This window comes from Comamonas sp. C24C (assembly GCF_053345995.1).
In genome coordinates, this window is sequence record NZ_JBKFBC010000001.1 from 178500 (window position 1) to 201116 (window position 22617).

Annotated in this window: 18 protein-coding genes and 1 pseudogene; 7 read left to right on the forward strand and 12 right to left on the reverse strand. The window is 64.7% G+C overall.

What is annotated here, in order from left to right; all coding sequences use genetic code 11:
* The first annotated feature begins 16 nt into the window (after positions 1–16).
* Positions 17–973 carry a LysR family transcriptional regulator gene (locus ACLBXN_RS00735; protein WP_407715064.1) on the forward strand — a complete coding sequence of 319 codons (957 nt, stop codon included), beginning with the start codon at positions 17–19 and terminating at the stop codon, positions 971–973.
* 127 nt (positions 974–1100) lie between these two features.
* Positions 1101–1322: a hypothetical protein gene (locus tag ACLBXN_RS00740; protein ID WP_003058848.1), complete on the forward strand. Its 222-nt coding sequence runs from the start codon at positions 1101–1103 to the stop codon at positions 1320–1322.
* 70 nt (positions 1323–1392) lie between these two features.
* On the opposite strand, the gene ACLBXN_RS00745 is transcribed toward ACLBXN_RS00740, so the two are convergent.
* Entirely contained in the window at positions 1393–1893 is a 501-nt protein-coding gene (locus ACLBXN_RS00745; RefSeq protein WP_043003609.1) for a CreA family protein, read from the reverse strand.
* Positions 1894–2166: 273 nt separating this feature from the next.
* On the opposite strand from ACLBXN_RS00745, the gene ACLBXN_RS00750 reads away from it, so the two are divergent.
* Complete coding sequence (locus ACLBXN_RS00750) at positions 2167–3366, forward strand: MFS transporter (RefSeq protein ID WP_447610815.1); 1200 nt, start codon at positions 2167–2169, stop codon at positions 3364–3366.
* A 12-nt stretch (positions 3367–3378) separates the two neighbouring features.
* Here the strand turns inward: ACLBXN_RS00750 and ACLBXN_RS00755 are convergent, their stop codons facing one another.
* From ACLBXN_RS00755 to ACLBXN_RS00770, 4 genes are all read right to left on the reverse strand, one after another.
* Entirely contained in the window at positions 3379–5694 is a 2316-nt protein-coding gene (locus tag ACLBXN_RS00755; protein ID WP_447610816.1) for a TonB-dependent receptor, read from the reverse strand.
* An 84-nt stretch (positions 5695–5778) separates the two neighbouring features.
* The gene (locus tag ACLBXN_RS00760) at positions 5779–6153 is read right to left on the reverse strand and encodes a DUF2946 family protein (RefSeq protein ID WP_447610817.1); all 375 of its coding nucleotides are present in this window, start codon (positions 6151–6153) and stop codon (positions 5779–5781) included.
* Between the two features lie 259 nt (positions 6154–6412).
* Positions 6413–8983: a cyanophycin synthetase gene (gene cphA, locus ACLBXN_RS00765; RefSeq protein WP_447610819.1), complete on the reverse strand. Its 2571-nt coding sequence runs from the start codon at positions 8981–8983 to the stop codon at positions 6413–6415.
* A 95-nt stretch (positions 8984–9078) separates the two neighbouring features.
* Positions 9079–11259, reverse strand: coding sequence for a cyanophycin synthetase (locus ACLBXN_RS00770; protein WP_447610820.1), 2181 nt, complete (start codon positions 11257–11259; stop codon positions 9079–9081).
* 225 nt (positions 11260–11484) lie between these two features.
* On the opposite strand from ACLBXN_RS00770, the gene ACLBXN_RS00775 reads away from it, so the two are divergent.
* From ACLBXN_RS00775 to ACLBXN_RS00785, 3 genes are all read left to right on the forward strand, one after another.
* Positions 11485–13782 (forward strand): cyanophycin metabolism-associated ABC transporter, encoded by a 2298-nt coding sequence (locus tag ACLBXN_RS00775; protein ID WP_029158447.1) that lies wholly within the window; start codon positions 11485–11487, stop codon positions 13780–13782.
* Entirely contained in the window at positions 13779–14270 is a 492-nt protein-coding gene (locus tag ACLBXN_RS00780; protein ID WP_447610821.1) for a cyanophycin metabolism-associated DUF1854 family protein, read from the forward strand. Before ACLBXN_RS00775 ends, ACLBXN_RS00780 begins: the two co-directional genes overlap by 4 nt.
* 205 nt (positions 14271–14475) lie before the next feature.
* A complete protein-coding gene (locus ACLBXN_RS00785; protein ID WP_167006605.1) occupies positions 14476–14913 on the forward strand; it encodes a hypothetical protein in 438 nt (145 codons plus the stop codon).
* Between the two features lie 66 nt (positions 14914–14979).
* Here the strand turns inward: ACLBXN_RS00785 and ACLBXN_RS00790 are convergent.
* From ACLBXN_RS00790 to gspF, 4 genes and pseudogenes are all read right to left on the reverse strand, one after another.
* Positions 14980–15446, reverse strand: a pseudogene (locus ACLBXN_RS00790) (EF-hand domain-containing protein).
* Between the two features lie 71 nt (positions 15447–15517).
* Positions 15518–16435, reverse strand: a complete 918-nt coding sequence (locus ACLBXN_RS00795) for a 5'-nucleotidase (protein ID WP_447610822.1) — start codon at positions 16433–16435, stop codon at positions 15518–15520.
* A gap of 61 nt (positions 16436–16496) precedes the next feature.
* On the reverse strand, positions 16497–17699 hold the full coding sequence (locus ACLBXN_RS00800; protein WP_211457814.1) for an ammonium transporter: 1203 nt from the start codon (positions 17697–17699) through the stop codon (positions 16497–16499).
* A gap of 131 nt (positions 17700–17830) precedes the next feature.
* Positions 17831–19054, reverse strand: coding sequence for a type II secretion system inner membrane protein GspF (gene gspF, locus ACLBXN_RS00805; protein WP_211457813.1), 1224 nt, complete (start codon positions 19052–19054; stop codon positions 17831–17833).
* Positions 19055–19213: 159 nt separating this feature from the next.
* Between gspF and ACLBXN_RS00810 the strand changes: the two genes are divergently transcribed.
* Positions 19214–19963 carry an SDR family NAD(P)-dependent oxidoreductase gene (locus ACLBXN_RS00810; protein WP_447610823.1) on the forward strand — a complete coding sequence of 250 codons (750 nt, stop codon included), beginning with the start codon at positions 19214–19216 and terminating at the stop codon, positions 19961–19963.
* 72 nt (positions 19964–20035) lie between these two features.
* On the opposite strand, the gene ACLBXN_RS00815 is transcribed toward ACLBXN_RS00810, so the two are convergent.
* The 3 genes from ACLBXN_RS00815 to ACLBXN_RS00825 all read right to left on the reverse strand — a co-directional run bounded on the left by ACLBXN_RS00815 (position 20036) and on the right by ACLBXN_RS00825 (position 22607).
* The gene (locus ACLBXN_RS00815; protein ID WP_043003597.1) at positions 20036–20692 is read right to left on the reverse strand and encodes a glutathione S-transferase family protein; all 657 of its coding nucleotides are present in this window, start codon (positions 20690–20692) and stop codon (positions 20036–20038) included.
* Positions 20693–20785: 93 nt separating this feature from the next.
* Complete coding sequence (locus ACLBXN_RS00820) at positions 20786–21475, reverse strand: helix-turn-helix transcriptional regulator (RefSeq protein ID WP_039049554.1); 690 nt, start codon at positions 21473–21475, stop codon at positions 20786–20788.
* A 124-nt stretch (positions 21476–21599) separates the two neighbouring features.
* Positions 21600–22607 carry an LLM class flavin-dependent oxidoreductase gene (locus tag ACLBXN_RS00825; RefSeq protein ID WP_447610824.1) on the reverse strand — a complete coding sequence of 336 codons (1008 nt, stop codon included), beginning with the start codon at positions 22605–22607 and terminating at the stop codon, positions 21600–21602.
* Positions 22608–22617: the final 10 nt, after the last annotated feature.

The window sequence follows — 22617 nt, forward strand, 5'->3', positions numbered from 1 at the left end:
TATACGAATCATCGTCATGCTGCACCTCACCTTGCGTCAGTTCGAGATCTTCTGCGCCGTGGCCCAAAGCGGTACCACGGTGGCGGCCGCAGAGGCCGTAGCGCTCTCGCAGTCGGCCACCAGCGCCGCTCTACAGCAACTGGAGCAAGGCCTGGGCGTGCAGTTGTTCGAGCGCGTGGGCAAGCGCCTGGTGCTCAACGATGCGGGCCGTGCGCTGCTGCCCCAGGCTCTGGGCGTGCTGGAGCAGGCCAGAGGTATAGAGCAGACGTTTTCCGCGCGTGCAGCCAATATGCCGGTGCGCCTGCGCGTGGCGGCCAGCACCACCATCGGCACCTATGCGCTGCCCGAAGTGCTGGCGCGGCTGGCACGCTCGCATCCGCTGGTGCGCGTGGATCTGCAGATCGCCAATACCCAGGAAGTTGGCGAAGCCGTGCTGGCCATGGAGGTCGACATGGGCCTGATCGAGGGCAGCAGCCATTGGCAGGGGCTGGAGGTCGAGCCTTGGCTGCGCGACGAACTGGTCATCGTGGCATCGCCGCAGGACCCGCTGGCCGAGCAGGCGCGCAGCAAGCCGCTGGGTGTGGCGGCGCTGCGCAAGGCGGCATGGCTGTTGCGCGAAGCGGGTTCCGGCACGCGAGAGATGGTCGAGCATGCGCTGCTACCGCATCTGCACCAGCTGCCTGCGAGCGCCACGCTGGGCAGCTCCGAGGCGATTGCACGCTGTGTCGAGCAGGGGCTGGGCATCAGCTGTCTGTCGCGCGTGCTGGTGCAGTCTCAGCTGCAGGCCAGGGCGCTGGAGATTCTGCCCACCACCTTGCCGCGCATGTGGCGCAACTTCTCTCTGGTGCAGCGTGCCGGCAAGCGCCGCTCGCCCGCGCTGCAGGCCTTTGTCGATGCCTGCAAGGCCAGCGAACCGGCGCTGAGCGAGCCATCGGGTCCATCCAATGTCAAACACGCTGTAGCGCCTGAATGACAGACGTCGACAGCTATGGTTTTCTTAACAATGATTTGCTTGCGACACCGGTTTTTGCCCCTATATTGGGTAGACAAGTCGGGCGCGGGCCGTGCAGCGCCGGCTTTCTCAAGCAGGGAGGAACACCATGAAAACCATCGATGAAATGCTGCACCTGGACCTGCTCACTCACGAACAGCACTTGCAGATCAGCCACTGGATCGACGATGCGCAGTCCCCCGAGGCCATTTTGCAGATGCCTGCCGGACTCTGGCAGGCCGTGGAGCGCGCCAGCCAGGCCATGGGCGTGAACGAGGATTTGCTGCGCCCGCCCGCGCTGGACGCAGGCGGTCTGACTTTCAGTCAGTAGGTCGCCGGGCCTGGCTCTCAGCCAAAAGCGCCTCAAACGCAGGCTGCACAAGCGCAGCCTGCTCTGATTTTCATTTCAGCGGGATAGCCGTTCCCTGTGGCACGGCCACGGCGGTGACGCTGTTCTGGGGCGAGCCCTCGATCACCCGGTCCGAGTAGGTCATATAGATCAGGGCGTTGCGCTTGGCATCCACCATGCGCACCACACGCAGGCGCTTGAACAGCAGCGAGGTGCGCTCGGTAAATACTTCTTCCTGCTGCCTGAGCGGCGCGGGGAATTGGATATTGCCCGTAGCCTGGCAGGAAATAGACGCTTCCGAGCGATCCTCGGCCAGGCCCAGGCCGCCCTTGATGCCGCCGGTCTTGGCACGCGAGACATAGCAGGTCACACCCGGCACCTTGGGGTCGTCATAGGCATCGACCACGATCTTGTGATCCGGGCCAATCCACTTGAAGACGGTATCCACGGCGCCTATCTGTTCGGCATGGCTCATGCCGACAAAGGCCATGGTTCCTACGGCGGCGGCCGCGACGGCCAGAACGGCAGAGAGCAGTTTCATGGTGGTGCGCATACAGTGAGTTAAGGGTTAACCCTTGTCTTTTAACAGGGCATTGTGCCCCGAGCAAGGGATTGGCAGCCGGCCTGAAGACAATACCGGCTGCTGCAGAGCTTTCTGTATTGCATCACGGTTTGCCCCGGCCTGCTGGCGGGCACCGGCAGCTGAGACGCTGCCACAGGCATGACACAGCGCATGCCGGACTTCCGAACTCCCTCTTTGATCAGCGACGGCCCTCGGGCGGTGGCTTCATGCAAGCGCCGCATCCGCCGGATGTGGCTGTTATCTATGTCGGTGAACGTTTCCGCGCCCGGTCTGAGCGCTTCCTCCCTGTTGTTGATGGCACTGGCCTGTGGCCTGTGTGCGGGCGGCAACTATTTCAACCAGCCACTGCTGCACTCGATTGCCGGTCATTTCTCGGTCAGCGAGTCGGCGGCCGCGACCAGCGTGACGCTGGCCCAGGTGGCCTATGCGGCAGGTCTTTTGCTGCTGGCCCCGCTGGGCGACAAGCTGCAGCGCCGCGGCCTGGCCGTGAGCCTGATGCTGCTGGCGGCCCTGGGGCAGGCGCTGTGCGGCCTGGCGGGACAGTTCGATCTGTTTTTGCTGGGCACGCTGATGGCCGGTCTGTTCTCGGTTGCGGCCCAGGTGCTGGTGCCCATGGCGGCGGCCCTGGCCCAGCCGGGGCAAAGCGGGCGGGCCGTGGGCTGGGTGATGAGCGGTCTGCTGCTGGGCATTCTGCTGGCGCGCAGCGTGGCCGGGATGGTCTCGGAGGCCTGGGGCTGGCAAGCCGTCTACCAGGGCGCTGCGCTGGTGATGGCCGTGGTGGCGCTGTGGCTGTGGAGGGCGCTGCCGGCATCGCGCAACCCCAGTCCTGTAAGTTATCCACAGGTGCTGAGAAGCATGTGGCATCTGCTGTGCAGTCAGCCGGGTCTGCGCCAGCGCACCCTGGTCAGCGCGCTGGCGTTCGCCTCGGTCAGCGTGCTGTTCTCGACCATGGCGCTGCAGTTGTCCAGCGGTCCCCTGGGCCTGGACGACGGGCAGATCGGCTTGATCGGTCTGGCCGGTGCGGCGGGTGCCCTGGTGGCCACGCAGGCGGGGCGACTGGTGGACAAGGGCCTGGGCCGCGTGAGCTGCGCCATCGGGGCGCTGGCCCTGCTGCTGTCCTGGCCGCTGCTATGGGTGGGCGGAGCGCATCTGGGCTGGTTCGTGCTGGGCATGGTGGTGATCGATCTGGGCCTGCAATGCCTGAATATCACCAACCAGGCCACAGTGGCCCAGTTGCTGCCCGCAGCGCGCGGCCGCATGAATGCCGTCTATATGACGGGCTATTTCACGGGCGCGGCGGCGGGCTCGGCGCTGGGGACTCTCGCCTGGCGCATCAACGGCTGGCAGGGTGCCTGCGTGCTGGGCCTGGCCCTGGCGCTGCTGGCCTGCCTGGGCACTTTCAGGATGCGCAAGACCCATGGCCTGGTGGCCAGGCTGGCCTAGAGCTGCTGGCGTCTAAAGATCCCAGCGCAGGGAGGCGATAAAGGTTCTCTGCGGATAGGGATGGAAGTTCCAGTACTTGGCATTGTTGGCGTTGTCTATGCCAAAGGCGGCCGACAACTGCTTGTCGATCTGATAGCGGGCCCGCAGATCGACGCTGAAGTACTGGCTGGCACCCATATAGGTGTCGGCATGCACGTCGCTGTTGTCCAGATTCGAGTACTGGCGCCCGCTGTAGCGCGCCGCCACGGTCAAGGCCCAGCGTTCATCGGGCTTGTAGGTGGCCCAGGCCGTGGCACGCCAGCGTGGCACACGGGGCTGCCATTTGCTGACGCTGGCCGGGTTGGCGGCATTGGCCGTGATGCGCGAGTTGGCCCAGGTCAGGCTGCCGCCCAGGTCCAGCCCGCGAACCCACACCGACTGCGCCGAGTAAGCCAGTTCCAGCCCCGAGGTGCGGACCTGATCCACGTTCTGCACCGCAGAGATGGTGGTTCCGGGAATCAGCTGGCTGTAGAGCGCATCGCGCGTGCGCTCGTGGAACCAGGTGGCGCGTAGCAGGCCATTACCCAGGTCTTGCTCGGCCGTCAGCTCGCCCGTCCAGGACTTTTCGGGTTTCAGATTCGGGTCGTTGATGAAGGACAGTGCCCCGCCAGAGGTCGCACCATACAGCTCGCCCACCGTGGGAAAGCGCACGGCACGGCCCAGCGAGGCCTTGAGCGTGGTGTTGCGGGCCAGCTGGTAGGCCAGCGCGGCCTTGGGCGAGAAATGCGATTCGCTGCGCTGGGCGTAATTCAGCTGGCTGCTTGCTGTGGCGGTATGGCCCTGGCTGGCCGTCCAGTCCTCCCAGCGCAGACCCAGCACGGCCTTCCAGTCCCTGGCCAGCTGCCAGCTGTCCTGTGCCCAGGCATAGCGGGTCTCGGCCCTGCCGCCGACCTGGCTGACGATGGACTGCTCGTTGGCCGTGCCGGACTGCCAGTCGCCAACCACGTTGTATTTGCTGATGTTGAGCTTGTAGGCATCGCGGCCCAGGCCGAAGTCCACGATATGTGTGCCCTGCAGGCCCAGTATGTCGTTCTGTCGCCATGTGCCCTTGGCGGCCAGCGTGTTCCAGCCCGTGCCGTCCTGATCCTGCAACGTGCCCTTGCCACCCAGATTGGCAGCCGGCTGGGCTACGGTGGGCACGCGCTGCTGATCCTTGCCGTAGTCGTACAGGCTGGCGCTGAGCTCCCAGTCGAACTCGCCCTGGGTATGGCTTTTGAGCGAGACGCCATGCATGGTGTGGGTCTGCTGGTCCTGGCTCAGTCCGAAGGCGGTGTCGGCCAGCTTGTAGGTCTTGCCGTCGATATTGATATTGCCGCTGTACACCGGCTGGCCGTCCGGCCCGCGCAGATAGGTCTGTGAGCTGCCCTTGGCGCTGTTCTGCCACCAGCCCAGCGTGTAGCTGGCGCGCAGCGTGGGCGTGATGTCATAGGCCAGCTTGATCTTGGCGTGATCCTGCCGGGTGCGGTACTGCGTGCCTGCACCCAGGATGTACCAGGGCTGGTTGGTGGTGTTGAGCCCGGCAATGGCACCGGTCACGGGCGTGCCGGCACCGCCCGCCACGCCGGCGGACTGCAGCACGGTGGGGAAGGTCATGGGCTGGCCCTGGCTGTCGCTGCGACTCAGGTTGATCCAGTACGACCAGTCGCCGCTTCTGCTGCCTATGGAAGCGCTGGTGTTCCAGCTGCGGTAATTGCCGCTGCTGCCCAGCACGTCGGTACTCTGGTGGGCATAGCCGGCGGCCACATGGGCTTCGAGCTTGTCGGGCATGCGCGTCACATAGTCCACCACGGCGCCGGCGGAATTGCCGGGGTAGGCGGCCGAGAACGGGCCGTACATGACATCGACGCGTTCGATCTCCTCGGGCGTCACCAGGCCCCAACGCGGCGCATAGTTGCTGCCGTTGGCAATGCCATTGCCCAGATAGTTGGACAGCAAAATGCCGTCGGCATAGACGGCCGAGCGCGCGCTATTGCCCGTGCCCGAAGCCCGCGTGGAGAGTATGGCGTGGTTGTAGTCGCCGATATAGCGCTTGCGCACCAGCAGGCTGGGCAGGTATTTGAGCGCGTCCTCGCTGTCCGTGGCGTTGATGCGCGTTTCTATCTCCTCGCGCGTGATGCCCTCGATGGTGGTCGGAATCTGCGTGGGCAGTGAGCTAGGCTGGCCACCGTTGACGGTGACCACGCCCAGGGTCTTGGAGCGCTCAGGCAGGTCGGCGGACTCGGTTGAGGTCTGGGCCAGGCACGGCCATGCGATACCACTGACCACCAGTGGCAGAAAAATCTGTTTCATGAATGCTTACCTTGGGACGTAGTCGTCCCTATGAATCTGATAGCGGCCAGCGCAGATCGGAACTGCGCTAGAGCCAGAAATGGTTCAGAGGTAAGCGGGAGGTGGCCCGCGCGCGGGCAGGGGGGCTGCGGTGAGTGAGGCGATGCGCGCCCGCTGCACGGGCTGCAGCGCATGCCACAGCGGTGACTCGGTAGGGGGCGGCAGTTGCAGCGCGGGCGGAGGTGGTGCTGCATGGGGCAGGCACATGGGGCAATCGAGGTGACCCGCACCCAGAACGCTGTCGCCGTCTTCGCCCTTGACGATCAGCTTGACCGCGCCGGTGCTGGTGCAGATCAGCTCAAACCCCTGAGACTGGATCAGCGGGGCGGCTGCCGCCACCCCCATGGACAGTGCCAGCCATGCCAGCACGCACCGGCCCAGCAGGCAGGTGGCTATGCGGCGAAGCTGTTGCAAGGTCATGGGTGGGCTGGGCGTTGCGAATATGCGTCCGGATCATACGTCGTCTGCTGGCGCAGAGCATGCGTGAAAACCGCCGCGCAAGCCCTGCCGCAGGTGCAAAGTGCTGTGACTTCAAATACAAAACCCGGCGCAAGGCCGGGTCGGTATGGAGGTGCGGAGGGCTCATGCACGGCTCCTGGGCTGGAATATGGGCACTCGCTCAAGCGAGAGATGGCAAGCAAGAGCCGCCTCGCGGCGAGGCCGTCGTCCCCCTCAGGGGTCACTGTCCATTCACATGCTTGCGCAGATGCTCCAGCGCTTCCTCCACCTGATCCACCAGCACCAGGCACAGGTCGCCGGGTTGCAGGCGGGCCAGGGCATGGTCGATGGCGAGAAACTCGCCATGGATCTCGGTGCTGTAGCTGGTGCGGGGCGCGCCTTCCAGACCCTTTTTCAGCAGGGCCAGCACTTCGCCATCCACGCGGCCACGCTGGCAGGCGTCCTGATAGAGCACTACATCGTCGAACACCTTGCCCAGAATCTGGGTCTGCTCGGTGATGTCCTGGTCGCGGCGGTCGCCGGCGCCCGAGATCACCACGCTGCGGCGCTTGGCAGGCATGGCTTCCACGGCCTGGGACAGCGCGCGAATGGCGTCGGGGTTGTGACCGTAGTCGGCAATGATGGTGGCGCCCTTGTAATCCATCACATTGAAGCGGGCAGGGGCGTTGTCGCTGTCGTTGAGGAAGCCTGCCAGACCGCGGCGGATGGTCTGCCAGGGCAGGCCGGCCGCCCAGGCGGCGCCGATGGAGGCCATGACGTTTTCCACCTGGAAGGTGATGGTGCCATTACGGGTCAGCGGAATGTCGCGCAGCGCGATGCTCTCGCGCCAGGATCCTTCAGCGGCCACGATGGCGTCGCCATCGACATAGACCACGCGGCTGCCCTGGGCACGGTGCGTGGCCATGACGGGGTGGTGGCGGTCGGCGGCAAAGAAGATGACCTTGCCAGGGCAGACATGGGCCATGGCCGCGACCAGCGGGTCGGCAGCGTTGAGCACGGCATAGCCAGTGGGCGCCACGTTCTGCACGATGACGCGCTTGAGCACGCCGACATCTTCCTTGGTAGTGATGAAGTTCAGGCCCAGGTGGTCGCCTTCGCCCACATTGGTGACCACGGCGACCTGGCAGCGGTCAAAGCCCAGGCCTTCGCGCAAGATGCCGCCGCGTGCGCATTCCAGCACGGCCGCATCGGTCTCGGGGTGGGCCAGGGCGTTGCGTGCACTCTTGGGGCCGGAGCAGTCGCCGCTGTCGATCTGGCGGCCGTTGACGTACACGCCGTCGGTGTTGGTCATGGCGGTGCGCCAGCCATGCGAGGTGAACAGATGGGCGATCACGCGGGTGGTCGTGGTCTTGCCATTGGTGCCGGTGACGGCAACCACGGGGATACGGCCGTCGTCGCCGGGCGCGAACAGCTCGTCCACCATGGGCGCGCCCACATTGCGGGGACGGCCGAAGGAGGGGGCCAGGTGCATGCGCAGGCCGGGGGCGGCATTGACTTCCACGATGCCACCGCTTTGCTCTTCCAGGGGCTTGAGCATGGTTTCGCAGACCACGTCCACGCCGCAGATATGCAGACCGATGGTCTGCGCGGCCTCGATGGCCCGGGCGGCGATTTCTGGATGCACGTCATCGGTCACATCGGTGGCGCTGCCGCCGGTGGACAGATTGGCGTTGTTGCGCAGCACCACGCGCTGGCCCTGGGCGGGCACGCTGTCGGGCGTCAGGCCTTCGCTGGCGATGCGGGCGATGGCGATATCGTCCAGGCGTACCTTGGTCAATGCCGTGCCGTGGCCGGAGCCGCGGCGGGGGTCCTGGTTGACGATGTTCACCAGTTCGCGGATGGTGTGCTGGCCGTCGCCCAGCACCTGGGGCGGCTCGCGGCGGGCGGCAGCCACCAGTTGGCCGCCGACGACCAGCATGCGGAAGTCATGGCCAGGCAAAAAGCGCTCGACGAGGATCTCGTCGCCAAACTCGCTGGCGGTCTTGTAAGCGGCTTCCAGACCTTCGCGGGTGGTAATGTTCACCACCACGCCCTTGCCCTGGTTGCCGTCCTGGGGCTTGACTACCACGGGCAGTCCCACTTCCAGGGCCACGGCCCAGGCGTCTTCCACGTCAGCGACGGGGCGGCCCATGGGTACGGGCACACCGGCTGCGTGCAGCAGGCGCTTGGTCAGGTCCTTGTCCTGTGCAATGGATTCGGCCACGGCGCTGGTGGAGTCGATCTCGGCGGCCTGGAAGCGGCGCGCACGCGAACCCCAGCCCAGTTGCACCAGCGAACCGGTGGTCAGGCGACGGAAGGGAATCCCGCGTGCCACGGCGGCATCGACGATGGCACCGGTCGAGGGGCCGATACGGTCGTCCTCGTCCAGCTCGCGCAGCTCGGCAATCGTGGCGTCAGCATCGAAGGGGGTGTCGTTCAATGCGGCCTGAATCAGGGCCTCGGCACGCTCCATGGCCAGCTTGCCCACGGATTCTTCGGTGTACTCGACCACCACCTGGAAGGTGCCGTGCTCCACGGTCTCATGGGTGCGGCTGAAGGTGACGGGGCAGCCCGCCTGGGCCTGCAGCGACAGGGCGGCAACTTCCAGCACATGGGCCAGCGACAGGCGCTGGTCCGCGCCATGGGGCTGCAGCGTACCGATGGTGGGGAAACGCGCCCGCAGCTTTTCTTCAAAGCCGGGCATGGCGGTGTACAGCAGCTCGCTGTCTTCACAGTGCACGATGGCTTCGATGGCGGTGCTGCGGGTCCAGAGGTTGGGGCCGCGCAAGGCTCGGTTGCGAGTGATCTGCATGGTGTTTCTTTCAGCTGAATTTCAAGCTTTTCTTGGTCTGACGCTTGTGTGGCAAGCGTCAGCAGCTATATCTGTTGAAGCGTTTTATGGGGCAATCAAGCCTGGTATTCAAAGGTCTTGATGCCGGCGCCGATCAGCTCGGGCGTGATGTCCAGCGCCCAGGCGGTGGCAATCGCGGCCAGCAGCGCGCTGGTCTCGGGGCGCTTGCCGCCGGCCAGGGACAGTGCTTCCAGCGTGCCGAGCACACGTTCCTGGGTGCCGGTGGCCAGCACCACGTTGTTGCCCTTGAGGAATACAGCGCGACCGCCTTCATGACGGGCTTCGGTGTTGGCGCGGTGGGCGGCGACAAATTCGTTGTCGGCGCCGGTGGCGTACAGAATCACTTCGCCGTCGCAGAGCTCGGCCAGATCGGCCACTTCGGGCAGGTCGGCGTTGAGCACGCCTGCGCCTTCGTCCAGCACCACATCGATCTGGGTGCGCATCACGCGGCGCATCTGGCCGGGCTCCAGCACATCGTGATCGGCCAACTGCTCGTAGCCGTCCATGTCGGTGACCACGCCGACCAGGCAGCGGTCGTAGGCCAGGCCTTCTTCCAGGATGGAGCGGGCCGTGGTCTGGATGACGGCGGCTTCGGCCAGACGGTTGGTCAGCAGGCGATGGGCACCGGCCCAGTTGGCAGTATTGGTCTTTTGCGTATGGCGATTGGCGAGGAACATGCCTTCGCCGCTGGCCACGCCGGTCAGCTTGCCCGACAGCTGCAGCAGCCAGCCGACCAGACGCGAAATGAAGGCGTTGTTGCGCGTGCCAACGATGCCGACCACGGGGATGCGACCGGCGCCGGCACCGTCTTCGCGGGGGAAGAGGTGGTCGGCAATGGCCATGCCCACGGGGCGCGGTGCGCCGCTGGTGGGCTTGAGGTGCATCAGCAGGCCGGGGCCGGCGTTGACTTCGAGAATCGCACCCTGGCCCTGCATGGGCTTGGAGACATCCTGCAGGATCATGTCCATGCCGGCGATATCAAGGCCAACGATCTTGGCGGCCAGCACGGCGTAGTAAGCCACGTCGGGGTGTACCTCGTCGAGGCAGTCGATGGCCATATTGCCGTTACGCTGCAGCAGCACGCTCTGGCCTTGCGGAATCACGCTGTCGGGCGTCACATGCTGGCGATTGAGTTCCAGCTTCACGGCGCCAGCTTCCAGGTTGATCCAGTCCAGCGGGTATTCCTGCTCGGGTCCGCGGCGCGGGTCCTGATTCAGCACTTCGACCAGTTCGCGCAGCGTGGCATTGCCATTGCCGTAGACGGAAACCGTCTCGCCCTTGGTGGCTGCCACCACCTTGCAGCCCACGACCAGCAGGCGGTGCTCCACGCCGTCGATGAATTTCTCGACGATCACGTCCGAGCCTTCGGGCTGGGCCAGTGCAAATGCGGCCTTGATGTCGGCTTCCTTGGACAGCTCCAGGGTCACGCCACGGGCATGGTTGCCGTCCGAAGGCTTGACGGTCACGGGAAAGCCGATGTCCTGCGCCACTTCCCAGGCTTCTTCGGGCGATGCCACGATCTGGCCTTCGGGCACGGGCACGCCGCAGGCGGCCAGCAGGCGCTTGGTGAAGTCCTTGTCCTGGGCAATGCCTTCGGCGATGGCGCTGGTCTGGTCGGACTCTGCCGTCCAGATGCGGCGCTGCGCCGCGCCATAACCCAGCTGTACCAGATTGCCGTCGTTCAGGCGGATATGGGGGATACGGCGCTCGCTGGCGGCATCGACGATGCAGCCGGTCGAGGGGCCCAGGTAACGGTCGTTGATGGCCGTCTTGATGGCATGCACGGCGGGCTTGAGGTCGAACGGCTCGTCATTGATGGCCGCCATCAGCAGCTTGTGACCATGCTCCAGCGCCACGCGGGCCACGGCCTCCTCGGGGCAGCGGAACACCATGCGGTACACGCCGCGCTTGGAGATTTCGCGGGTCTGACCGAATTCGGCGGGCATGCCGGCCAGATTCAGCAACTCGATGATGACATGCTCCATCACATGACCCATCCAGGTGCCGCCTTCCAGGCGCTGGATGAAGCCACCGCGCTCGCCGACGCCGCAGGTGTGCTCGATCAGGTCGGGCAGCCAGCTCGTCAGGCGCTCGTTGAGGCCGGGGATCTTGTTGGACGGGTAATCTTCCAGCTCTCCCAGATCCAGCCAGACCTCCAGTACCGGGCGGTAGGTCCAGACACTGGGGCCACGCAGGAAAGTTGTGCGCAAGAGTTGGATGTCGTTGAATTTCGCCATGTTGATCAGCGGATAGGAATGAGGAGAGCAGGTTTTCTTAAACTCCTGCCCCTGATAGGTTGGCATTGTGCGCCCAGAATCTGCATTGTGAAGCTTGTCAGCCTAATTGCAGGTTCGCGCGTTAACCAGGGTGTATCGGACGTCAGGCGCAGCCATATTCACCATGCCGAAGCGGTTGCCCGCATGACTCTTGGAGCCGCCATCGGCGGAGAAAAATAACTCAACATGCAACATCACCATACTGTGGACGCCTCGGCAGTCTTTGCCGGCCCCCTGGGGGGCGAGCTACGAGCAAGACTCGCTGAACATGAAAACGTATTAGCCGTCGTCCCGGTTGACCTGAGTGCGGATTTGCAGTTTGGCAGCGGCCTGCTGGCGCTGACGCAGGAGCGTTTGCTGGCCTGCGATCCCCAGACCCGGCAGTGGCGTGAATGGGCCCTGACCGTGGAGCAGAGCCTGCGCCTGCAGGACCATGGCGGCGTGGGCAATCTGGAGCTGCATGATCCTCGCGAGCGTTTGGCGCACTGGCTCATCACCCTGAAGCACCAGACCGCCATGCTGCAGCTGATGCAGCAGTTCGACCGCCAGCGCGAGCGCATCGCGCGCCAGGAGGTCTACAGCGCGGTCAGCGACGAGGATGTCCCGCATTGCCCGGTCTGCCACACGGCTCTGCCACCCGATACCGAAGAATGCCCGGCCTGCGCACGTCAGCAGGCACCTCAGACCTCGACCTGGGTGCTGCTGCGCCTGTGGCGCTTTGCCAAGCCCTATCAGGGCCAGCTGCTGCTGGGCTTCCTGCTGACCGTGGCCAGCACGGGCGCGCAACTGGTGGCGCCTTATCTGACCATCCCGCTGATGGACAAGATCCTGATCCCGTTCCAGAACGGCGAAAAGATCAACCGGGATCTGGTTTTCTTCTATCTGGGCATGTTGCTGGTGTCGGCGCTGCTGGCCTGGGCGCTGGGCTGGGCACGCACCTTCGTGCTGGCCAAGGTGTCCGAGCGCATAGGCTCCAATCTGCGCACCACCACCTACAACCACTTGCTGAACCTGTCGGTGGACTACTACGGCAGCAAGCGCACGGGGGATCTGATGGCGCGTATCGGCGCTGAAACCGATCGTATCAATCTCTTTCTGTCGTTAAATGCCCTGGACTTTGCGACCGATGTGATGATGATCGTGATGACCTCGGCCATCCTGTTCTCCATCAACCCCTGGCTTGCGCTGGTCACGCTGGTGCCGCTGCCCTTTATCGCCTGGATGATCCATACCGTGCGCGACCGCCTGCGCACCGGCTTCGAGAAGATAGACCGCGTCTGGTCCGAGGTGACCAATGTGCTGGCCGACACCATCCCCGGCATCCGCGTGGTCAAGGCCTTTGCTCAGGAAAAGCGTGAGGCCGACCGCTTTGCCGACGCCAACCTGATCAATCTCCAGGCCAACGACAAGGTCAACAAGACCTGGTCGCTGTTCACCCCCACGGTGACGCTGCTGACCGAGGTCGGCATTCTGGTGGTCTGGGGCTTCGGCATCTATCTGGTGGCCGGCGGCTCCATCACCGTCGGTGTGCTGACGGCTTTTATCGCCTATATCGGCCGTTTCTACACCCGCCTGGATTCGATGAGCCGCATCGTCTCGGTCACGCAGAAGGCTGCGGCCGGTGCCAAGCGCATCTTCGACATCCTCGACCATGTCAGCAATGTGCCCGAGCCCAGCAATCCCGTGAAGCTGCCCGGCAAGGCCAAGGGTGCAATCACCATGGAGGATGTGGGCTTTCGCTACGGCAGCCGCGCCGTCATCAAGCATCTGAACCTGCAGATCAAGCCCGGCGAGATGATAGGCCTGGTCGGTCACAGCGGCTCGGGCAAGAGCACCCTGGTGAATCTGATCTGCCGCTTCTACGACGTCTCCGAGGGCTCCATCCAGCTCGACGGCGTGGACGTGCGCCGCATGTCCGTGTCCGACTACCGCAGCAATATCGGCCTGGTGCTGCAGGAGCCCTTCCTGTTCTTCGGCACGATTGCCGAGAACATCGCCTATGGCAAGCCCGACGCCACGCGCGAGGAAATCGTGGCTGCGGCGCGTGCCGCCCATGCCCACGAGTTCATCCTGCGCCTGCCCCACGGCTATGACTCCCTGGTCGGCGAGCGCGGCCAGGGCCTGTCGGGTGGCGAGCGCCAGCGTATCTCCATCGCTCGTGCGCTGCTGATCGATCCGCGTATCCTGATCCTCGACGAAGCCACCTCGGCCGTGGATACCGAGACCGAAAAGGAAATCCAGAAGGCACTGGACAATCTGGTGCAGGGTCGCACCACGATCGCCATTGCCCACCGCCTGTCCACCTTGCGCAAGGCCGACCGTCTGGTGGTCATGGATCGTGGCGAAATCGTCGAAGTGGGCCCGCACGACGAGCTGATGGACCTCAAGGGTCATTACTTCCGTCTGTACGACGCGCAGGCGCGCCGTGCCGAAGAGGATGCGCAAGCGGCTGGCCTGAAGTTGCAGACCAAGGAACCCCAATGATCGAAGCTCCCCAATCCAATCTGAACGGCATGCAGCTGGTGCGCAACGCCCATGGCCGTCTGGTGTTGACCCTGGGCAACGGCCTGGTCTACGAAGCGGTGGTTCCCGTGCGTGCATTTCCGATTGCCGCGCCCGCCGAAGGGCTGTCGCTGATCGCCGCCGATGGCAAGGAAGCGCTGTGGGTGGCCCGCATGGCCGACCTGCAGCCCGAGCATCGCCAGCTGATCGAGCAGGACCTGGCTGTGCGTGAGTTCGTGCCGACCATCGAGCGCATCCTCAAGGTCTCCAGCTTTTCCACCCCCAGCACCTGGGAGCTGCAGACGGATCGCGGTCTGACGCAGATGGTGCTCAAGGCCGAGGAAGACATCCGCAAGCTGGCCGGTCGCACCAAGCTGCAGATCACGGGCCAGGATGGCGTGCAATATCGGATTCCCGACAGCACTCGGCTGGACAGGCATTCGCGCAAGCTGCTGGAGCGTTTTCTGTAAGCTGTGCAGCGCGACTATTTCAAGGGCCTCGCCTCATCGCGAGGCCCTTTTTTGTATCAAATTGCGCAGCGGCGCTTGATATACATAGACTAATAGCTATCAAATTAGGATTGAAAATAATCCTACAGTTTTCTCAAGCGTGGCCGATAACAGGGCGAGATAGCTGTTTTTCCGCCTGCACCTTTTTACTGCCGAGGGCCAAGCCATGCAAATTCCACCTCTAGACCGGACACAGACGCCCTGGCGTACCCAGGGTGCGGATTTGTACTCCACAGGGGCTTCGGGCGCCGCGCCGGTGCGCCCCGTAAACGCCGTGAATGCTCCAGAGTCTGTGGACAAGATCGGCGAGGGCCGCACGGTGCGCGAACCAGAGAAGCCATCGGCTCCCGACACCGAGAACCGTGACTGGACCCTGGCCGAGGAGATCAAGCAAAAGGAAGAGGTGGAGGAGCCGCCCAAGGAGCCTATCTCCAAGCAGCTGATCGAGTTCATCCAGTCCATGTGGCGCGCCAGCGCCCAGGCGGTGGAACAGGCGCAGGAAACCAGCAAGTCGGAGGATCTGCTGCAGAGCAAGCAGCAGGCGCGCAATGAGCCGCTGACTTATTCTGAGCCCCGGGTCAAGCGTAGCGGCAACGCCAAGTAAGGCGTTTGCTTTTATTTTGAGAGCTGATTGCGCTTGATATTAAAGCGCTTCAGCTCTTTTTATGTCTTATTTGCTTTCAGAGCCTGCGCTATCAGCTTCTGATTTGTGAGCGTCGTCCTTGGCCGGCGCAGCAGCCACGGCTTCGGCGGCCTTGGCCTTTTCACGCGCTGCACGGTATTTGACGGCAAAGGCGCGCACTTCCTCATAAGTGACGAAGCCGTCCTTGTTGGTGTCGGTTTCGTCAAAGGCGGCGGCCAGCTTGGGGATGATGGCCACTTCCTTGCGGCTGAGCTTGCCATCCTGATTGAAGTCCAGCATCTTGAATTGCTGCTGGGCCTTGATCTCGCCCTTGGAGAGCTGGGTTCCCTGTCTTTCCCCGATCTTGTCGCCGGCGGTTTCCTCGGCGCGCACCGTGGGCAGCAGCAGCACGGCGCTGGTCAGCAGCACGCCCATGGCGGTCTTCATGACCGAGCTGCTGCGGGCGACGATGGGGTGGTTCTTGGCTTTTGACAAGCAGTACAGATGAGGGCCATGACGGCATTCTCAACCTCCGGCCCGCCGCACTTTCAAAGTTTTGCATTCGCTTGCCGGACTTTGCCAAGCTTTACGTAGGCAGCTCCGCCTTGTCATGGGCAATGCCGCTGCGCACATGGCCCGAGGGAACATGTCCGGCCGCATTGCGCACATGGCCGGTCTGGTCGTCGAAGAAGAAGTCGGGCTCGAACTCGCGCAGAAACCCGCCCTTGGCCAGTCCGCCGAGAAACATGGCTTCATCGACATCGATCTTCCAGTCCATCAGCGTATTGAGCGCGCGCTCATGGGCCGGGGCGCTGCGCGCCGTGACCAGCGCAGTGCGCACGCGCATGCCGGCCACATCGGCCTGCTGCAGCCGGTGCAGGGCGGCCAGCAGCGGCTTGAACGGGCCTTCGGGCAGCGGCTGGGCGGCTTTTTCCAGTTCATGCTGCTGGAATGCCTCCAGGCCCTGGGCCTGGAAGATGCGCTCGGCCTCGTCACTGAACAGCACGGCATCGCCGTCGAAAGCGATGCGCACTTCGCGCGGATGGCTGCTGCTGGCGCGCATGGAGTCGGTGAACACATGGGCGGCCGGGTAGCCCAGCTGCAGTGCCTGGGTCACGTCATCGGCATTCGCCGACAGAAACAGCTGGGCTCCCAGAGGGCGCAGATAACCGAAAGGGTCACGCCCCTGGGTGAACACGCCGCGCTGTATGGAGTGCAGGCCGTGGGCCTTGGCCGAGCGGAAGACGCGCATGCCGCTGACGGGGTCGTTGCGCGAGAGCAGCACCACCTCCACATGCTGCTGTCCTTCGGTGTTGAAGGCCAGCAGCTTCTTGACCAGCGAGAAGGCAACGCCCGGTGCGGCAGGCACGTTGAGCCGCTCGCGCTGCAGGCGCAGATAGCTCGCCGGGTCGCTGTCCTCGAAGAGGCGGTTTTCCTCCTCGAAATCGAACAGGGCTCGCGAGGAGATGGCGACGACGAGCTTGTCGTTCAGGGTCATGGCCATGGCGGTACGGCTTTGAGCGGATGTGCAGACAAGCTCCGATGATACGCAGGCCGCCGCGCCCTCACCAGTTGGCTTCGCGCTCTGGCGTGGCACTGATGTGGTGGATGGACAAGTCGGCGCCGTCGAATTCCTGTTCCTGACTCAGGCGCAGGCCCATGGTCTTCTTGAGCAGGCCGTAGACCAGCAGGCCGCCCAGCGCAGCCCAGGCCACGCCCATCAGCGTGCCTATGAGCTGGGCCAGCGGATGCACGCCGCCAAGCCCGCCCAGGGCCTGCGTGCCGAAGATGCCGGCTGCAATGCCGCCCCAGGCGCCGCACAGACCGTGCAGCGGCCACACGCCCAGCACGTCGTCGATCTTCCATTTGTTCTGCGTCAGCGTGAACATGAAGACAAAGATGGCTCCGGCGGCAGCCCCCACGACCAGTGCCCCCAGAGGGTGCATCAGATCCGAGCCGGCGCAGACGGCGACCAGACCGGCCAGCGGGCCGTTGTGCACAAAACCCGGGTCGTTCTTGCCCACCGCCAGGGCGGCCAGCGTGCCACCCACCATGGCCATCAGCGAGTTCACGGCGACCAGACCCGAGATCTTGTCCAGACTCTGGGCACTCATCACATTGAAGCCGAACCAGCCCACGATCAGAATCCAGGCGCCCAGCGCCAGAAAGGGAATGCTGGAGGGCGGTGTGGCCGCAATCGCTCCGCCCTGGCGGTAGCGATTGCGGCGCGGGCCCAGCAGCAGCACGGCTCCCAGGGCGATCCAGCCCCCCACGGCGTGAACGACCACGCTGCCGGCAAAGTCATGGAACTCGGAGCCGGTCAGCGCCTTGATCCAGGCTTGCACGCCGAAATGCTGGTTCCAGGCAATGCCCTCGAAGAAGGGGTAGATCAGGCCCACGATCATGGCCGTGGCGATCAGCTGGGGCCAGAACTTGGCGCGCTCGGCAATGCCGCCCGAGATGATGGCGGGAATGGCAGCCGCGAAGGTCAGCAGAAAGAAGAACTTGACCAGGCCGTAGCCGTTGAGCGCCGCCAACTGCTCGGCGCCCACGAAAAAGTGCGTGCCGTAGGCCACGCCATAGCCGACCGCGAAATAGACCACGGTGGAGACCGAGAAGTCGACCAGGATCTTGACCAGGGCATTGACCTGGTTCTTGCGGCGCACGGTGCCCAGCTCCAGAAAGGCGAAACCGGCGTGCATGGCCAGAACCATGACGGCGCCCATCAAAATGAACAGGGCATCCGCGCCCTGTTTTAGTGCTTGCATGAAAACACTCCAGCTGAAATTTGCTATTTATTGGTGCGAAATTGCGGAAAAACCCCGCAATGCACTAAAAGAAAGCAAGAATTGCGCCAAGCTGGAGTGGGTGCTTCCGCACCGGCACAGGCCTGTCAGGCCTATTTGACGAACTGGTTGAGCTGGATGATGGGCATGAGCACGGCCAGCACGATGAGCATGACCACCAGCCCCATGACGACGATGAGCAGGGGCTCGAGAATCGTGGCCAGGTGCATGGCACGGCGCTGGACCTCGGTGGACAGTTGGGTGGCGGCGCGCTGCAGCATCAGCGGCAGCTGGCCCGTCTGCTCGCCCAGTCGGGCGAACATGGCGACCAGACCCGGAAAGCGCTTCTTCTGTGCCAGGGCAGAGGCCAGTGGCGCGCCTTCGCGCACCAGCACCAGCGCATCCATGGCATCGGCGCGCAGGGCGCGGTTGTTGAGCGTCTCGGCGGCGGCCTGCAAGGCCTTGAGAATGGGCACGCCCGCTCCGGCCAGCATGGCCAGGGTGCCGGCAAAGCGCGCCGCGTTATAGCTGCGCGAGAGCCGGCCTATCAGCGGCAGATGCAGCCACTGGGCATCGAAGCGCTCGCGAAATGCCTCGTTCTTGAGCGCCAGCCGAAAACCCACGGCAGCCAGCAGCAGCACGGCCAGCATGAACCAGCCATAGCTGCGCACAAAGTCGCTGATGCCGAGCATGACCACGGTGAGAAACGGCAGGGCGCGCTTGGTGCCGGCAAACACGCCTGCCACCTGCGGCACCACATAGCTGACGAGGAAGATCACGATGACGATGGCCACCAGCGTCACGATGGCCGGATACAGCGAGGCGCCGATGAGCTTGGACTGCAGCGCCTGACGCGCTTCCAGGTCGTCGGCCAGATTCTCCAGCACCGGGCCCAGGCTGCCGCTGGATTCCCCGGCGCCGATCACGGCGCAGAAGATGTCGGAAAACTCGCGTGGATGCTGCTCCAGCGCCTTGGCAAAGCTGGAGCCGGCGTTGACCTCGGCCCTCAGCGCCGCGACCAGCTGATGCTGGCGTTCATCCTCGGCTTCCTCGGCCAGCGCGGCCAGTGCGCGTTCTATGGGCAGGCCGGAGCTGACCAGCCCCGAGAGCTGGCGGGTCCAGACCGCCAGGCTGGTGGAGTTGAAGACCGGGCGCGTGAGCCATCCGGATGCGCCTGTCCGGCCCCGGCCCTGGCCTGCGGCGACGGGCTCGACCTGCAGCGGCACCAGGGCCTGGCTGCGCAGCTGGCTGCGCGCGGCACGGGCGTTGTCGGCTTCCAGGGTGCCCTTGCGGGTCTGGCCCTGGGCATCCAGGGCTTCAAAGGTAAAGGCAGGCATGCGCGAATCGATCTGACAGTGACGGTTTAGTGCAGATGGTAGCGACTAATGATGTCAGCCCTTCGGCATTTGAGAGAGCGGACCCGGCTTGATGCAGGTCATGACTGCCGCGGTCGAGCTCGGCACAATGGTCTGCCGATTCAAGAACGGGAGGTTTCGATGCTCAAGGACAAGGTTGCATTGGTGACGGGGGCTGCATCCGGCATAGGCCGTTGTGTGGCGCTGACATGGGCCAGGGAGGGCGCGCGCGTGGTGCTGGCCGACCTCAACGAGGAGCAGGGTCAGGAGACAGCCGCCCTGGTGCGCGAGCTGGGTGCCGAGGCACTGTATCTGCGCGCCGACGCTGGCAGCCCGGCGGATCATGAAGCGCTGGTGGCCTTGACCATGCGCCACTTCGGCCGTCTGGACGCAGCCTGCAACAACGCCGGCATCGGCGGCGTCAGCGCGCCCACCGCTGACTATCCGCTGGATGCCTGGGAGCAGGTGCTGCGCGTCAATCTCTCGGGCGTCTTCTATGCCTGCAAATACCAGATCGCTGCCATGCTGCAGGGCGGCGGCGGCTCCATCATCAATATGGCGTCCATCCTCGGTGCCGTGGGCTTTGCCAACTCTGCGGCCTATACGGCCGCCAAGCATGGCGTGCTGGGTCTGACCAAGGCCGCCGCGCTCGAATATTCAGCCCAGGGCGTGCGCGTCAATGCCGTGGGGCCGGGCTTTATCCAGACCCCCATGATCAGCGGTCTGGAGCAGGACCCTGCCACGCATGCGGCGCTGGTGGCGGCCCATCCCATGGGGCGACTGGGCCAGCCCGAGGAGATTGCCGAGCTGGTGGCCTGGCTGGCCAGCGACCGCGCGTCGTTTGTGACGGGCGCTTATTACCCGGTCGACGGCGGTTACTTGGCTCGCTGAGTGGTCTGCAGCGGTTTGCTGTAGATCTTGATGGCCCTGCGCTTGACTGGCGGTCGCTGCAGGCCAAAACCCTTAGACGACTGGCGCCATGGCGGCGGCTTGCATATCGCCGTCGATCTCGTCGGCGCGCACCGAGGCTGCACGCTGCAGCAGCGGCGTGGCATAGGCCTCGAATTCGGGCCGCCTGGGCAAGCTGCCGTCCATCATGCTCCAACCAATGTAGCTGGCCAGATACAGATCGGCGGCCGTGAAGTGGTCGCCGCAGACATAGCGTTTGCCGGCCACCGCATGCAGCAAGGTGTTCAGTACATCGTCAAAGCGGCCAAAGCCCGCGCTTATGGCCTGCTGATGAGTTTGCGATTGCAGCCAGCCTTCGTTGCGGGCGGTTGTGACGGCCTCCACCGGCCCGGCGACAAAGAACAGCCAGCGAAAGTAGCTGGCACGCTCCGGGCTGCCCATCGCCGGGGCCAGTCTTTTCTCGGGGAAAAGCTCGGCCAGATAGGCGAGGATGGCCCCGGTCTCGGTGACCACGGCATCGCCATGCTGCAGCGCCGGGACCTTGCCCATGGGATTGATGGACAGGTACTCGGGCGACTTCATCTCGGGCCCGAATTCCAGCTCAACGGTTTCATAGTCGGCACCGCATTCCTCCAGCATCCAGCGCACCATGCGGGCGCGTGATCTGGGGTTGCTGAAAAAGCGCAGCTTGGGCTGTTGAGGTGTGGACATTGCGGCTCTCCTTGGCGGGCTGTTGTGACATGGCAAAAACGCCATGCAGCCAATGTAGGAGCGGGGGCTGACAGTTTCTGTCAGCAGCGCCGTTCAATCCAGCGTGTAGCCGGTTTCATCCAGCCAGCGCTGTATCAGCACCTGGCGTCGCTGCGGATAGCGTTCGCCCAGATCCTCCAGCGCGTCCACGCGGTCGGCGCGAAAGTGACGAAAGGCCTGGCGCAACTCGCACCAGGCCGAGACCACGCGGCTGCGCTCGAAGTAGGCCATGGCAAATGGCCAGACCCGGCGCTGGCTCGGCACGCCATGCTGGTCGCGGTAGTGCAGCACGACCTTGTGTTCGGCGCGGATGGCGCGGCGCAGCGCGGCCTGCCAGGGCTCGGGCGGCGGGTCGTTCTGCATATTGGGAACCAGCAGGCCGCTGGTGTCGACGGCAATGCGCAGCTCCAGTGGCAATGCCGAACGGATACGGTCCATGGCGGCGGTGGCGGCCTGGGCCAGTTGCGGATCGGCCTGCAGGCTGGCCCAGCGAGCGCCCAGCAGCAGTGCCTCCAGCTCGTCGGCGTTGAACATCAGCGGCGGCAGCAGAAAGCCGGGCCGCATCTCGAAGCCTATGCCGGGGTCGCCCAGGATGTCGGCGCCCTGGGTGCGCAAGGTGGCGATGTCGCGGTACAGCGTGCGCAGGCTGATGCCCAGCGCCTGGGCCAGCTCGGGCCCGGTCTGCGGCTGACGGGCGCGGCGCAGCGTATCCAGCAATTGCAGCAGACGGGCGGAACGGCTCATGGGAAAATTTCAGAGGAGAACGACGCAGGAGTTTGGCATGCTCTCATGCCGGGACTCCTGTTTGTCGTTCTCTGTGCGCTCCCCCCTTCCGTGCAGCGTGAGAGGAGGGAGCTGCCAGGTCCGCTCAGGCGGCGGTGTGCATGGCGCCAGCCGTGATCTCCAGGCTGCGCAGGCGCAGCTCGGCGTCATAGACATCGCTGACGATCATGAATTCATCGGCCTGGGTCTCGTCGGCCAGATTCTGCAGTCCCTGGCGCACGGTATCCGGGCCGCCGATGACGCCCACGGCCAGAAAATCGGCAATCGCCGCCTGGGCGCGCCCATCCAGCTGCTCCCAGAAGTCCGGTATCGGGGGCATGAGGCGGGTGCGGTTGCCGGTCAGAATGCCGAGCACGCGCTGATAGGTGCTGCTGGCCAGAAACCGGGCCTCTTCATCGCTGGGGGCGGCAATCACGGGCACGCCGACAATCGCGTAAGGCTTGGCCAGCGTGGCGCTGGGTTTGAAGGTCTGACGATAGATGGCCAGGGCCTGGTGCAGCATGCGCGGGGCAAAGTGCGAGGCAAAGGCATAGGGCAGGCCCATGTGCGCAGCCAGCTGGGCCGAGAACAGGCTGGAGCCCAGCAGCCAGATGGGAACGTGGGTGCCGGCGCCGGGCATGGCGATGATGCGTGCTCCATCCTGGTGATCGCCCAGCAGGCGCTGCAGCTCTTGCACGTCGCGCGGGAAGTCCTCCTCGGTCTCCACGCGGTCGCGGCGCAGGGCGCGCATGGTCGCTCCATCGGTGCCCGGCGCGCGGCCCAGGCCCAGGTCGATGCGGCCCGGGTAGAGCTCGGCCAGTGTGCCGAAGGCCTCGGCCACCACCAGCGGTGCATGGTTGGGCAGCATGATGCCGCCCGAGCCTACACGAATCTTTTGCGTGGCGCCTGCGATGTGGCCGATCAGCACGGCCGTGGCCGAACTCGCAATGCCCGGCATATTGTGGTGCTCGGCCAGCCAGTAGCGGGTGAAGCCCAGCTTTTCGGCCTGCTGCGCGGTGCGCACGGCAATCTGCAGGGCATCAGCCACCATTCCGCCTTCGCGCACGGCGACCAGGTCCAGCATGGACAGCTTGACGTTGTTCAGGGATTTCATGGCGATTGAT